General features: G+C 69.4%; 17 protein-coding genes. 11 read left to right on the forward strand and 6 right to left on the reverse strand.

The features are described 5' to 3' along the window. The first annotated feature begins 23 nt into the window (after positions 1–23). The 5 genes from MKL20_RS22075 to MKL20_RS22095 all read left to right on the forward strand — a co-directional run bounded on the left by MKL20_RS22075 (position 24) and on the right by MKL20_RS22095 (position 2,951). Positions 24–455, forward strand: coding sequence for a gamma-glutamylcyclotransferase family protein (locus MKL20_RS22075; protein ID WP_244038460.1), 432 nt, complete (start codon positions 24–26; stop codon positions 453–455). A 143-nt stretch (positions 456–598) separates the two neighbouring features. After that, the gene (locus MKL20_RS22080) at positions 599–1,447 is read left to right on the forward strand and encodes a formate/nitrite transporter family protein (protein ID WP_243972601.1); all 849 of its coding nucleotides are present in this window, start codon (positions 599–601) and stop codon (positions 1,445–1,447) included. A gap of 55 nt (positions 1,448–1,502) precedes the next feature. Next, positions 1,503–1,787 (forward strand): acylphosphatase, encoded by a 285-nt coding sequence (locus MKL20_RS22085; protein WP_244038461.1) that lies wholly within the window; start codon positions 1,503–1,505, stop codon positions 1,785–1,787. 97 nt (positions 1,788–1,884) lie between these two features. After that, the gene (locus tag MKL20_RS22090) at positions 1,885–2,646 is read left to right on the forward strand and encodes a DUF599 domain-containing protein (protein WP_243972597.1); all 762 of its coding nucleotides are present in this window, start codon (positions 1,885–1,887) and stop codon (positions 2,644–2,646) included. Then, positions 2,643–2,951 (forward strand): DUF3253 domain-containing protein, encoded by a 309-nt coding sequence (locus MKL20_RS22095; RefSeq protein WP_243972595.1) that lies wholly within the window; start codon positions 2,643–2,645, stop codon positions 2,949–2,951. Before MKL20_RS22090 ends, MKL20_RS22095 begins: the two co-directional genes overlap by 4 nt. Here MKL20_RS22095 and MKL20_RS22100 read toward each other — a convergent pair. The 5 genes from MKL20_RS22100 to epmA form a co-directional block, all read right to left on the reverse strand. Beyond that, positions 2,888–3,715, reverse strand: coding sequence for a YdcF family protein (locus MKL20_RS22100; RefSeq protein WP_244038462.1), 828 nt, complete (start codon positions 3,713–3,715; stop codon positions 2,888–2,890). The two genes, MKL20_RS22095 and MKL20_RS22100, sit on opposite strands and share 64 nt — an antisense overlap. Positions 3,716–3,723: 8 nt before the next feature. Next, on the reverse strand, positions 3,724–4,371 hold the full coding sequence (locus MKL20_RS22105; protein ID WP_244038463.1) for a dimethylmenaquinone methyltransferase: 648 nt from the start codon (positions 4,369–4,371) through the stop codon (positions 3,724–3,726). Between the two features lie 90 nt (positions 4,372–4,461). Next, positions 4,462–5,073 carry a glutathione S-transferase family protein gene (locus tag MKL20_RS22110; RefSeq protein WP_244038502.1) on the reverse strand — a complete coding sequence of 204 codons (612 nt, stop codon included), beginning with the start codon at positions 5,071–5,073 and terminating at the stop codon, positions 4,462–4,464. 19 nt (positions 5,074–5,092) lie between these two features. After that, positions 5,093–6,136, reverse strand: a complete 1,044-nt coding sequence (locus MKL20_RS22115) for a lysine-2,3-aminomutase-like protein (RefSeq protein WP_244038464.1) — start codon at positions 6,134–6,136, stop codon at positions 5,093–5,095. Beyond that, on the reverse strand, positions 6,133–7,188 hold the full coding sequence (epmA, locus tag MKL20_RS22120; protein ID WP_244038465.1) for an EF-P lysine aminoacylase EpmA: 1,056 nt from the start codon (positions 7,186–7,188) through the stop codon (positions 6,133–6,135). The genes MKL20_RS22115 and epmA overlap by 4 nt, the downstream gene beginning before the upstream one ends. A gap of 279 nt (positions 7,189–7,467) precedes the next feature. On the opposite strand from epmA, the gene efp reads away from it, so the two are divergent. Then, the gene (gene efp, locus MKL20_RS22125) at positions 7,468–8,034 is read left to right on the forward strand and encodes an elongation factor P (protein WP_244038466.1); all 567 of its coding nucleotides are present in this window, start codon (positions 7,468–7,470) and stop codon (positions 8,032–8,034) included. Positions 8,035–8,238: 204 nt separating this feature from the next. Here efp and MKL20_RS22130 read toward each other — a convergent pair whose 3' ends face one another. Then, entirely contained in the window at positions 8,239–9,225 is a 987-nt protein-coding gene (locus MKL20_RS22130; protein ID WP_244038467.1) for a heparan-alpha-glucosaminide N-acetyltransferase, read from the reverse strand. Between the two features lie 350 nt (positions 9,226–9,575). On the opposite strand from MKL20_RS22130, the gene MKL20_RS22135 reads away from it, so the two are divergent. The 5 genes from MKL20_RS22135 to MKL20_RS22155 all read left to right on the forward strand — a co-directional run bounded on the left by MKL20_RS22135 (position 9,576) and on the right by MKL20_RS22155 (position 13,307). Further along, positions 9,576–10,181, forward strand: a complete 606-nt coding sequence (locus tag MKL20_RS22135; protein ID WP_244038468.1) for a cold-shock protein — start codon at positions 9,576–9,578, stop codon at positions 10,179–10,181. 64 nt (positions 10,182–10,245) lie between these two features. Then, a complete protein-coding gene (locus MKL20_RS22140) occupies positions 10,246–10,740 on the forward strand; it encodes a DUF192 domain-containing protein (protein WP_409568182.1) in 495 nt (164 codons plus the stop codon). 119 nt (positions 10,741–10,859) lie between these two features. After that, positions 10,860–11,264, forward strand: a complete 405-nt coding sequence (locus tag MKL20_RS22145; RefSeq protein WP_244038469.1) for a hypothetical protein — start codon at positions 10,860–10,862, stop codon at positions 11,262–11,264. A 517-nt stretch (positions 11,265–11,781) separates the two neighbouring features. Beyond that, positions 11,782–12,660: a dienelactone hydrolase family protein gene (locus MKL20_RS22150; RefSeq protein WP_409568183.1), complete on the forward strand. Its 879-nt coding sequence runs from the start codon at positions 11,782–11,784 to the stop codon at positions 12,658–12,660. Positions 12,661–12,851: 191 nt separating this feature from the next. Further along, a complete protein-coding gene (locus MKL20_RS22155) occupies positions 12,852–13,307 on the forward strand; it encodes a response regulator (protein WP_243972563.1) in 456 nt (151 codons plus the stop codon). Positions 13,308–13,356 lie beyond the last annotated feature (49 nt).

Consider the following 13,356-nt stretch of genomic DNA (forward strand, 5'->3'; position numbering starts at 1 on the left):
GCCCAGCCGCTGACCGGCACCGCATGCCCCTGTACTTCGCTTACGGCGCGAACATGGATGCCGCCGCGATGGCCCTGCGCTGCCCAGTCTCGCGGCTGATCGGCGGCGGGCGGCTGCCGGGGCACCGGTTCATCATCATGCGCGAGGGCTACGCCTCGGTGGTCCGGGATCCCGCTCGCGCCGTCCATGGCGTTTTGTGGGAGTTGGCCCTCGACGACATCCCGGCCCTCGATCGCTACGAGGGCGTCGCCAGCGGCCTCTACGCCAAGGCGACGCTGCCGGTAACCACGACCAGCGGGGTCAAGCGCGCCCTGATCTATCTGGGCCGCTCCACCGCACCCGGCAGGCCGCGGCCGGGCTATCTCGACGCCGTGCTGGACGCCGCGCGCGCTGCACAGCTGTCGCCCGCCTATATTCGCGAACTCAGTCGCTGGATGCGTGGTCCGCCCGCCTGAACGCGCGGCAACTGGTACGCAACCTGCTTGCTCGCGATCGACCGGGGCGGCGACACCACCCTACGCTCCGGCCAGCTGTCGTGATTGCGCAGCGTGCCATTCGGTCAACGGCGATCGGCGGCCGCGTGCGGGGAGAGGTTCGCATGTCCTATCTGGCGCCCGCCGATTTCGTGAAGAAGGCAGTCGATGCCGGTGAATCGAAGGTCTTCATGGCCACCAAAGACACCTTCATCCGGGCCTACATGGCTGGCGCGATCCTGGCGCTCGCCGCGGCCTTCGCGGTGACCATCAACCAGACCACCGGCCAGCCGCTGGTCGGGGCGCTGCTGTTCCCGGTCGGCTTCTCGATGCTGTACCTGCTCGGCTACGACCTGTTCACCGGCGTCTGCGTACTCACGCCGCTCGCCCTGATCGACAAGCGCCCGGGCGTCACCGTGGCCGGCATCGCCCGCAACTGGACGCTGGTGTTCTTCGGCAATTTCGCCGGCGCACTCACCACCGCCCTGATGATGGCGATCGTGTTCACCTTCGGCTTCGCCACCGAGCCGAATGCCGTCGGCAAGGCAATCGCCGGCATCGGCGAGGCCCGCACCCTCGGCTACGAGAAGTACGGTGCCGCCGGCATGCTGACGCTCTTCGTCCGGGCCATGATGTGCAACTGGATGGTCTCCACCGGCGTCATCGGCGCGATGCTGTCCACGTCGGTCCCCGGCAAGGTAATCGCCATGTGGATGCCGATCACGGTGTTCTTCTTCATGACCTTCGAGCACTCGGTCGTGAACATGTTCCTGTTCCCGTCGGCGATCCTGATGGGCGGTCACCTGACCGTCATGGACTACCTGCTGTGGAACGAGATCCCGACGCTGCTCGGCAACATCGTCGGCGGCCTCGCCTTCACCGGCCTGATGCTCTACTCGACCCACGTCCGCACCGGCGAGACGCGCTCGGCCCCGGTCGGCGCCGGCATCCGTCGCCCGATGGCGGCCGAGTAAGGGTCTGGCGGCCCGCGCGTATCTGCGCGGGCCTTTTGGGGACGGTGCCTATCTCGTGAGCACGATGCGCACCGTCTCCGTCATCATCCAGGGACGCGTCCAGGGCGTCTCCTACCGGGCCTGGACCCAGGCCGAAGCGCGGGCGCGCGGTCTGTCCGGCTTCGTGCGCAACCGGCACGATGGCTCCGTCGAGGCCCTGTTCAGCGGCCCGGCGGACGTCGTCGATCAGATGGTGGCCCTGTGCCGGTCGGGACCGCCCGGCGCCCGGGTCTCCGATGTCGCCGTGCACGAGGGGGGCGATCCGCCGGAAACGGATCGGTTCGAGATCCTGCGGGGTTGACCGGGCCTAAGGCGGCGCGACGGGTTCTGCGGGGCGGCTGCGACTGGTATGGCCCCGCGGGCCGTTTCCATCGTCCGCTCCTCGCGACCCCGAGATCATGATCGACCTGACCACAGGTAGCGCCGCCTTCTCGCCCCTCGATCTCGGGGCACTGGCGTATTTCATCCTCGCCTGGGTCGCGTATGGCCTGTCGGTCGGCCGCCTGCGCGGGCGCATGATCTCGCTGAGCCAGATCATGAACGTCCACCGGTCCAACTGGGCCCGTCAGATCATCGGGCGCGAGAACCGGGTGGTCGACACGCAGATCAACGCCTCGCTCCAGAACGGCACCGCCTTCTTTGCCTCGACCTCGCTGATCGCGCTGGGCTCGGTGCTGACCCTGTCGCGCTCCGGCGACGACGTGCTCAACCTGTTCGCGACGCTGCCGTTCGGGACGATGGCGAACCGCACGACCTGGGAGCTGAAGGTCGCCGGCCTCGCCGTGGTGTTCGTCTACGCGTTCTTCAAATTCGCCTGGGCCTACCGGCTGTTCAATTACGCGGCGATCCTGCTCGGCGCGGTGCCGCCGAAGGGCTCGGGCGTGAGCGATACCGAGATGATGCGCGCCGTCCGGCGGCTCGCGGCGATGAATGTCAGCGCCGGGCGGCACTTCGCCCGCGGGCAGCGGGCGTTCTTCTTCGCGCTCGCCTATCTCGGCTGGTTCATCAGCCCGTACGTGCTGATCGCCTCGACAAGTGCCGTCGTCGTCATCATGTGGCGTCGACAGTTCGCCTCGGAGATCCGCAAGGCGCTGCTGGAGGCCGGTGAAGGGCCGCACGAGGGTCCGCTCCTGGCCCCCGCCGAGGAGGCACGGACATGAACACCACCAAGGCGGACGAGGCGGCGATCGAGGAGACCCTGCTCGGCCTCGTGGCCGAGCGCGGCGCCGGCAAGACCATCTGCCCGTCCGAGGTTGCCCGTGCGCTGGGCGGCCCGCATCCGGACGGGTGGGGTCCGCTGATGCAGCCGGTACGCCGGGTCGCGGTGCGGCTCGCCCATGCCGGCCGGGTCGCGATCCTGCGCAAGGGCAAGCCGGTCGACCCGGACGATTTCCGGGGCATCTACCGGCTGGCGCTGCCCGGTGCGGCCTCCGGCTCCGGCCCCGGCAGCCAATCCGACGTGTAGCCGGCGAGCCGGTAGACCGCGAGGCCGATCCATTCCTTCACGGCCAGATCGAGCTGCAGCAGCCCGTCGGAGGCGAAGCCCTTGAACCGGGTCGTATCGATCCAGCCCCGGGTGCGGTAGTCGACCGGGAAGGCGTCGACCGTGAATCCGGCCTGCCGGAAGCACCCGATCGCCCGGGGCATGTGCCAGGCCGAGGTGACCAGCAGCCACCGCTCGCCCGGTTTCGGCTGGACTAGGGCCGCCGAGAAGGTCGCGTTCTCGTAGGTGTTGCGCGAGCGGTTCTCCAGGATCAGCCGAGAGCGGGGCAGACCCATCGCGTCGGCCTCACGGCTGACGATGTCGGCCTCGGGCGTTCCGCCCCCGACGACGCCGCTGCCTCCGGTGAAGACGAGACGCGCATCCGGAAAGCGGCGTGCGAGGTCGGCGAAGTAGATCTGCCGCTCCGCGGCGTCATTGACGACGACTTGCTCGCGCGCCTCCGACACGCCGGTCATGATCGCGCCGCCGAGGATGATGATCCCCGTCGGAGCAGCGCGATCGGCGGCGGGATAGGCTGCGAACCTCTGCTCCAGGGGCAGCAGGATCAGCGCGGATAGCGGCGTCAGCCCGCCGAGCAGCAGCCCGAGGAAGCCGAAAGCCCCGAACGCGATGCCTGCGGCGCGGCGGCGCATCATCAACAGAGCAAACCCGATCAACCCCAGGAAAATGAAGAAATTCGACGGCGTGACCAAGAAGTAAGTCACTTTGGAAAGCGCAAGAAACATGGTTCGATTCAAGCCGACTTCGTCTCGGCCTCGAACCGAGCCAGGGCGGCGGCGTCCGGCGGCAACAGGCTGGCGAGGCTCTCGCCCTTCTCGACTTCGCGCTGAATCCACAGGTCGAGGCGCTGCTGCTCGACCGCTTCCAGGGCGGCCCGCTCGGCGAGGTCGGCCGGCAGCGCGACGATGCCGCCGGATCCGCAGACCACGATATCGCCGGGATGGATCGCGGCACCGCCGCAGGACACGGGCTCCTGGGCGCCGACCAGGGCCAGGGTCTCGCTCCCGGCCTCCGGCGCGGACCAGACGGGCAGGCCGACCGTATCCGGCAGGGCGCCGTCGGTGACGAGACCGGCCACGCCGCGCTGGGCGAGCCGCGCCGCGACGATCGCCCCGAAGGGCAGGGCGAGACCTGAGCCGGCCGCATCGATCACAAGGACGGCGCCCTCTGGAACCGCATCGATGGCGGCGGCGAGGTCGCCGGCGGCGTCGTTGCGGGCCGGGATCATCCGCAGCGTGTAGGCGGGGCCGATGGCGCTGCCGCCGCGACCGGACAGGCCGCGTGGGCTGAACGCCTTCACGCCGGCCCGTGCCAATGCTCGGGCTAGGCTCGCCGGCGTCACGGCGGAGAGCGCGTCGCGCAGGGTCGGGTCGATCGCCATCAGAAGCTCCGTGGAAGGCTGGCGCCGGACGGATCGGCGAGTCCGCTCAAGGTGGATCGCATGGGCGCGCCGGCAAGGCCGAGCTCGGACTCAAGCGATCGGTTCGCCGAGCGCCCGGGCCGCCGCGGGCCGGGCGGCGATCCGCTCGTACCAGCGGCGCAGGGCCGGGCGCTCGACGCGCTCGGTCGGCAGGTTCAGCCAGCGATGCGCTGCGCAGCCGAGCGCGATGTCGGCGATGCCGAAGCTTTGGCCGACCACGTAGTCCCGGTCGGACAGATGCGCCTCCAGGATCGCCGCGAAGGCCTCCGAGCGCTTCAGCGAGGCGGCGATCACGGCTTGGTCCGGATTCGCCGACCGGTAGAGCTGCCAGAACGCGTCGCGCATGGCGGGGGTGAAGGAGGTGGCCTGCCAATCGAGCCATTGCTCGATAGGGGCGCGTGCCCGCGGATCGGCCGGCAGCGCGAGGGCGGGGGCGGTGGCCGCGAGGTAGCGCAGGATGGCGTTCGACTCCCAGAGCACGAACCCGTCCTCCTCGAGGGTCGGGACCAGCCCGTTCGGGTTCTTGGCGCGGTAGGCGGGATCGTCGACGACGCCGTGTGCGCCGCCGGCCTCGATCCGCTCATAGGCGAGCCCGGCCTCGTCCAGCGCCCAGACCGCTTTCTGCACGTTCACCGAGGTGAGCCGGCCCCAGAGCTTGCGCATCGTCACCAGAAAATCTCCGTCACGCCTTCGGCGGGTAGGCGTGCTCGCACCCGTTCGGATCGGTCACCCGCGTCTCGCCGTCCGAGTCGCGCAGGTACCCGGGTCCGACCGGCACTTTGCCGTGGCCGCCGGGGATGTCGAGCACGTAGGTCGGTTGCGCCAGACCGGAGAGGCGGCCGCGCAGGGCGCGCATCAGGTCCTGCCCCTCCGTCAGGCTGGTGCGCAGATGGCCGGTGCCCGGCGCGAGGTCACCGTGATGCAGGTAGTAGGGCTTGATCCGGTTCTCCACGAAGGCCCGCATCAGCGCCTCCAGGGTCGGCGCGTCGTCGTTGACCCCGCGCAGCAGCACCGACTGGCTGACCATCGGGATTCCGGCATCGACCAGCCGGGCGCAGGCCGCCCGGGCCGCCGGGGTGAACTCGCGCGGGTGGTTCGCGTGCAGGGCCACGAACACCGCGCGCCCGAATGTCTTGAGCGCCAGTACCAGATCGTCGTCGACGAGATCGGGCTTCACCACCGGCACGCGGGTATGGATCCGCATCACCCGGACGTGCTCGATCGCCGCCAGGCGGTCCGCGATGATTCCGAGCCGCCGGGCCGAGAGCGCGAACGGGTCGCCGCCGGTGAGCACCACCTCCCAGATCCGCGGGTCCCCGGCGATGTAAGCGAGGGCATCGTCGAGCTCGGCCTCGGTCAGCGAGCCGAGCCCATCCGGCCCGACCATTTCCCGGCGGAAGCAGAAGCGGCAATAGACCGGGCAGATGTGCAGCGGCTTCAGCAGCACCCGATCCGGATAGCGGTGCACGATCCCTACCACCGGCGCGTGGGCCTCATCGCCGATCGGGTCGGCCCGCTCTTCCGGGGCGACGACACTTTCCGCGATCCGCGGGACGAACTGGCGGGCGATCGGATCGGCGGGATCATTGAGGTCGATCAGCTCGGCCATATCGGGGGTGACCGAGACGGCGTAGCGGGCCAGCACGTCGTGTAGAGCGTCCGCCTCGGGGCCGGACAGCAACCCGGCCGCCGCGAGATCGGCGGCGCTGCGCAGGGTGCGATTCACGGCAAAGTCTCCGCCACCGGGGTCCAGAGGACGTCGTCGATCCGGTTCGCGCCGCAGGCCAGCATGGCCAAGCGATCGAATCCGAGGGCGATCCCCGAGGCGTCGGGCATCACCGCCAATGCGTCGAAGAAATCCTCGTCGATCGGGTATTCTTCGCCGTAAACCCGCAGCTTCTCCGCCATCTCCCCTGCGAAGCGCCTGCGAAGGGAAACCGGATCGGTCAATTCGCCGAAGGCATTGGCGAGCTCGACCCCGCAGGCATAGAGCTCGAACCGTTCCGCCACCCGCGGATCGCCCGGGGCTGGGCGGGCGAGGGCCGCCTCGCTGATCGGATACTCGCACAGGATCGTCGGCCGACCGATGCCGAGATGCGGCTCGATCCGCGCCACCAGCACCCGGGAAAACAGATCGGCCCAGGTATCGTCCGGCGCGACCCGCAGGCCGGCTCGGTCCACGGCGGCGGCGAGGCCGTCCCGGTCGGTGTCGCCGGCGGGCGATAGGGTGGCGAGGAGATCGATGCCGGCAAAGCGATTGAAAGCCTCGGCGAGGGTCAGGCGCTCCGGCTCGGCGAACGGGTCGGTCTCCCGGTCGCGATAGCGGAAGCGGCCGGTGCCGGCGGTCTCGGCGGCGAGCGCCAGCAGGTCAGCGCAATCGGCCATCAGGTCGGTGTAGGGCACCCCGGCCCGGTACCATTCCAGCATGGTGAATTCCGGATGGTGCAGCGGACCGCGCTCGCGGTTGCGGAACACCCGGGCGACGCTGAGGAGCCGGGTCTCTCCGGCCGCCATCAGCTTCTTGCAGGCGAATTCCGGCGAGGTGTGCAGGTAGAGCGGCGTCCGGGCGCCGCTGGCGCCGATCGCCTCGGTGGCGAAGGCCGAGAGATGCGCCTCGTTGCCCGGCGAGACCTGCAGGCAGGCAGTCTCGGCCTCGACGAAGTCGCGCGCGGCGAACCAGGCCCGGAACGCGGCCAGGATGCGGTTACGCAGCAGGAGCCGCGGCCGCCGGTCGGCGTGGCGATCGGGCGACCACCAGGGGGAGGGGACACTGCTCAAAGCCCGGCTCCCGAGCGGCCGAGCGCGACCCGACGGGGGCGGCGTCGGGCGGGCAAGGTGATCCTGAGCGTTGTCATCGCGCGATCCTGACAGGCTCTCGGTCGGGAGAGGGCTGGTTCCGGTTCCCCCGAGCGGCCTCGGCACGGTTTCAAACCCACGCGCCCCGGTTGATGGCCGCCGGCTGGCAACGGCGTCGCAGATGCGATAGTGGCGGGGCCTAGATCCAGTGCACGCGCTTGGCGTGTGCCGACCCGCCTTGTCAATGCAGGACCTAATTCCGTGAAGGTGATCGCCTCAACGCTCCGTAAGGGCAACGTCGTCGAGAAGGACGGCAAGCTCTACGTGATCCTGTTCGCCGAGAACATCCACCCCGGCAAGGGCACCCCGGTGACCCAGCTCGACATGCGCCGCATCACGGACGGCGTGAAGGTGTCCGAGCGCTACCGCACAACCGAGCAGGTCGAGCGGGCCTTCGTGGAGGATCGCGAGCACACCTTCCTGTACAGCGATGCCGAAGGGTTCCACTTCATGAATCCCGAGAGCTACGAGCAGGTCGCGGTGCCGGCCGATGTGGTCGGTGACGCCGCCCCCTACCTCCAGGAGGGCATGGTCGTGATGCTGGCGAGCCACAACGACGTGCCGCTGACCATCGAGCTGCCGCAGCGCGTGACGCTGGAGGTCATGGAGACCGAACCGGTGCTCAAGGGCCAGACCGCGTCGTCGTCCTACAAGCCGGCCACGCTCTCGAACGGCGTGCGCACCACCGTCCCCCCGCACATCGCCGCCGGCACCCGGGTGGTCGTGATGACGGCGGACGGCGCCTACGTCGAGCGCGCCAAGGATTGATTTTTTGGGGGGCTCGCCGCGGGACGACGGTTACGCTGCAGTGCTCCCCAATCCTACCCGCGCCCTCATCCTGAGGTGCCGGAGCGAAGCGAAGGCCTCGAAGGAGGCCTCCAGAGATCGCGAGCAGACTGAAGACCTCCTTCGAGGCTCGCTGCGCTCGCACCTCAGGATGAGGGCGTGGGTGGGAGAAGCCGACCCATCACCTCACCGCCGCACCCGAGGCGCCGCCTCGAGCGCCCCGTAGCATCCCTGCGACAGGGCTTGCGCCCGCAGCCGCTCCTCCGGGCTGAACGGCCGGCCATCCTCCCGGAACAGATCCTCCTTGAGCAACGCGTCGGAGGTGCAGCGGGCGGCGATGCGGCAGAGCGGCGGCTCGCCGCCGGTGCGGGTGCAGATCGTCACGTAATCGGTCCGGAACGCCCGCAGGCCGGCAAGCGGGTTCGGGCCGGTCAGGGTGACGAGCCCGGTGATCAGCCCGAGCAGCACCGGCTGGTGGACGAGATACACCACGAGGCTGTGGCGCCCCGCGAAGGTCGCGACGCGGCCGAGCGCCGAGCGCGGCGTCCAGGCGCCGAGGCGTGATTGCGCCAGCAGCGGAAGCCCGAGGCGCCCGAGGACGATCCCGGTGAGGACGAACCCGAACCACGGGAACAGCGGCACGTAGTCGTTGGTCCGCGGCGTCCCGGAACCGAGGCCGAGGAAATACAGGATCGGCGCATCGAGCACCGGCACGCGCACCAGAAGCGGCGCCGCAAAGACCGCCGCCGCGGCCAGCGCCGTCACGGGCACCGGCAGGAACAGGAACGGCAGGCCCAGGACGCTCGCCACGGCGATGCAGTGCAGGATCCCGAAGAACACGTAGGCGTCCGGGAAGGCCAGCCAGGTTCCGAGGGTGACGAGGAACGCCGCCCCGCCGATCCGGGCGAGCCGCATCAGGGTCGGCCGCAGGCGGAGGCCGCGGCCGTTCATCAGCACCAGCCCGACCCCGACCAGCATCAGGAACGTGCCGGCGATCGCCTCGGCCGCCCGGTGACCGGCCGGCGTCAGGGCGTAGTTCTCGGCCGTCAGCCGCAGATATCCGAGGTCCCAGAGCGTGTGGTAGCTCGCCATCGCCAGGAGCGCTGCCGCCCGCACGGCGTCGATGATCGGCAAGCGGCGTTGCGCGGCGGGGCGGTGTGCGTCGGTTTGCATAGCCGGTGGCTCAAACCACGCCGGCGCCCAGGATGCCACCATCGAGAGTTTCGCGACGCCGGCCCCTTTTGCCGCTCCGATACCCTCTCGAAAACGTGAAGTGGCCTGCCCGCCCTTCGCGAAAACTCGGCTGGACAGGGTCACGAAGGGGATCCAGACGGCTCGATCGGCGTGAAAACGCATTCCCCGGCCGGGGCTGCGACCGATCGACTGTTGCGGGCCTGCCTCCCCCGGGCAAGATTGCAACTCGGCAAAGCTCCTGTGCCGGTCATATGGGCTTTCCGGGCGTCAGGACTTCGTTAATCTTGCCGTGAGAGCGCGCGGCGTGATTCGGTGTAGGTTGCTCGGCCATGTCTGACGAACGCGGATCCGGGCCGGAAAACCCCAATCGGATCGAGGACGCCCGGGCCGCCGAGGCGGTGCAGGGTGAGGACGAGGCGCTCGACCTCGTCGAGGTCTCCGGCCGCATCAAGTGGTTCGACGTGTCGAAGGGCTTCGGCTTCATCGTGCCCGATGACGGCGCCCCCGATATCCTGCTGCACGTCACCTGCCTGCGGCGGGACGGTTTCCAGGGCGCCAGCGAAGGCGCCCGTATCGTTGTTGAGGCGGTGGAGCGTCCGCGCGGTTGGCAGGCGTTCCGGGTGATCTCCCTCGACCAATCGGCGGCCGTGCACCCCTCCGAGATGCCGATGCCGCGCACCCATGTCTCGGTCACGCCGACGAGCGGGCTGGAGACGGCGGTGGTGAAATGGTTCAACCGGCTGCGCGGCTTCGGCTTCCTCACCCGCGGCGATGGCACGCCCGACATCTTCGTGCACATGGAGACTCTGCGCCGCTACGGCATCGCGGAGCTGAAGCCCGGGGATGCGGTGCTGGTGCGCTATGGGGACGGCTCCAAGGGTGTGATGGCGGCCGAGATCCGCCTGATCGACGGAGCGCTTCCGACCTCGCACTGACGGCACGGTCCGGACGCGCTATCTGACACCGCCCGTACCCGCGTTTCCCGAGAGGCATGTGCCTGTGAAAGCCCTTTCCCGCGTCGCGCAGGCGACCGCCGTCGCCTGTCTGGTCCTGGCTGCACCGGCCGCCCTTCGTTCCGTCTCCGCGCAGAGCCCGGCACGGGAGAGCCAGGCCAAGACCGAGCCGCTGAGCATCGTCACCAAGGCCGGCCCGAAGCGGTTCGATGTCGAGGTCATGCGCGACGATGCCGGCCGCTCCCGGGGCCTGATGTTCCGCCGGCACATGGCCGCCGATCACGGCATGCTGTTCGATTTCGAGCGTACCGAACCCGTGACCATGTGGATGAAGAACACCTATCTGCCGCTCGACATGCTGTTCATCCGTCCGGACGGCATCGTCAGCCGGGTCGCGGCCGATACCGAGCCGCTGTCGACCGCGATCATCCCGTCCGGAAGCCCGGTCTCGGCCGTCCTCGAACTCAATGCCGGTACGGCAGCCAAGCTCGGGATCCAGGCCGGCGACCGTGTCGAGCACCCATTGTTCAAGAGCCGATGAATCGGAACGGACTTTTGCGAACGCAGCGGGAACAATCGCCTTGACCGCTGCGATGTTCCGCGCCAATGTTCCGGCATTGTTCCGGTGCTTCGGAATGCCGGCACAGCGCGGAGGACCCGATGAGCGACGTGGCCGATGCCGAACTGTTCGGCAACGACGATTGGTCGGTGAACGCGGACGGGCTTGAGCACCGCGGCACCGGCTATTTCATCAGCCGGGATGCCGTGGCTGCGCGGCGGGCCGAGGGTCTGTGGGACTGGCCGCTGCAGATGGCCGAGAAGAGCTGGTGCCGGCCGAGCCTGTTCCGCGAGGCGTTCCTGGGCGCCCTGGAGCTGTTCGGGATCGCCCGCGATGCCGGCCTGAACCGCTCCTTCGCCTTGGGCTACGGCATCCGGGCCGTGGAGGCGCGGGCTTCGGACACCTTCGTCACCTTGGCCGATGTGCTCAAGCCCCGCGCCCTCCCGGAGACGGTCCGCGTCGCCGCCCCGCGCCCGGCCCGTGCGCTCGTTGCAGCAGGGGGCTGAAGCCTACGGGCTACATAAGTTTGAGGCGCACGCGCTGTTGCAGGCTGCGTCAGGCTCCCTCTCCCGCACGGGCAACGAGGGTCACACATCGTAGCCGGATGGAAGCAACGGCCGGACCCAGGCGCGTCTCCCTCCCCCCTCTGCGGGGGAGGGTGGGCCGGCCGTGAGGCCGGGTCGGGAGAGGGGAACCCGGCCTCAGAAACGGGCGCGACCTTCATGAGGACCGGACCCGACTTCTGCACCGTTGCTCCCCTCTCCCGACCCCCTCCGGGGGCCACCCTCCCCCGCAAAGGGGGGAGGGAGCCCGCGTGTCTGCCTCGAAAGGGACTTCTCTTCCCGCCGACGACAGTCCGAATTGCGAAGTGTGAATCCGCTAGACCGCACGGGAGAGTGAACCCGCGCCTTCTGCGCCCACGGTACGATCGAAACCTGCGTACCCCGTATGAGCCCAAGGCTCCGGGTGCATTTGACCGCGGCCATGCCCGCCGGATAGCCCTCTTGGCGGGAACGCGGAGCGATGATCATGGCGGATGCTGATATTGGCGGGCTCGACGGATTGGTGACGTCACCGCTTTCGCGGCGCGGTTTCGTGATGACCAGCCTGATCAGCGGCTGGACCGTCGCGACGACCCGTGTCGAGGCGCAGGTGATCCACACCGATGCGGCCGGCATCGAGGCCGGCGAGGTGAAGATCCCGGCCGCCGACGGCCCGATGCCTGCCTACCGGGCGGTGCCGGACGGCGCAGGCCCATTCCCGATCGTGCTGGTGATCGAGGAAATCTTCGGGGTCCACGAATACATCAAGGACATTTGCCGGCGGCTCGCGAAGGCCGGCTACTGCGCGGTCGCCCCCGAACTCTATGCCCGCCAGGGCGATCTCTCGACCATGACCGATCCCAAGGTCATCATCCGGGACGTCATCTCCAAGACCCCGGACGCGCAGTGGATCGGCGATCTCGACGCCACCGCCGCCTGGGCGGCCTCGGCCGCGAAGGGCGATCCCGGCCGGCTCGGGGTGATGGGCTGGTGCCGTGGCGGGCGGGATGCCTGGCTCTACGCGGCGCATCGTCGCGACCTCAAGGCGGCGGTGGCCTGGTACGGGCCCCTCGGCGGCGAGCGGACCGACATCCAGCCGCGCACCGCCGGGGACGTGGCGGCCGAGATCAACGCGCCCCTGCTCGCCCTCTACGGCGGCGCCGATACCGGCATCCCGCCGGCCTCCGCCGAGGAGGCCCGGGACAAGGCCAAGCAGGCCGGCAAGAGCGTCGAACTGGTGATCTACCCGGAGGCACCGCACGGTTTTCACGCGGATTACCGCCCGAGCTACCGCAAGGACGCCGCAGAGGATGGCTGGAATCGGGCACTCGCCTTCCTGAAAGCCCACGGCGTCGGCTGAACCCGCCGGTTTCCGCCGTCTTGGCGAGATGTTCCCGGTGGGCTGTGCTTCCCGGGACACGGCCACAACTTGTCGAATATGCCAGGGTCTCGGGAGGATCTGTGCCTGCGCGGGTCCGGCCGACCGCGGCGATCGGGGCGTTGAACTGATCGTCGCGACCGCCGTTCAGCCCCTGTAGAGTGTCCCGGCCCATGAGCGATTCGGTACAGCCCGGACAGAAGCCCGTGATTCTCGTCGTGGAGGACCAACCCGACGAGCGCTTCCTTGCGGCTACGCTCCTGGAGGATACCGGCTTCACGGTGATTGAGGCCGAGACCGCCGACCGAGCCCTCGCCATCCTCAAGGACCGGGCCGACGAAGTCAGCGTCGTGTTCTCCGACGTGCGCACGCCCGGCCCGATCGGCGGCTTCGAACTCGCTCGGATCATCGGTGTGACCTGGCCGCGGGTGCGGGTGCTGCTCACTTCGGGCGATGCCGGCGACCAGCCGAGCGACCTGCGCATGTCGGCGACCTTCATCCCGAAGCCGTGGCGCGCCGAGGATATCCTGGCCTGGGTCGAGCAGGCAGCGGGGCGTCCCTCGGGGACGACCGGCCCGGCGGTGATCGGGCCGGGTGGTAAATTAATTACGCCGGGCTTGGAAACCTGAAGCCAACTCCGGGTTGTACGCCACTCCCGGAGCGCCCGGCGCCCCATCC

Source organism: Methylobacterium sp. E-066 (assembly GCF_022829635.1).
In the GTDB taxonomy this organism is placed as follows: domain Bacteria; phylum Pseudomonadota; class Alphaproteobacteria; order Rhizobiales; family Beijerinckiaceae; genus Methylobacterium.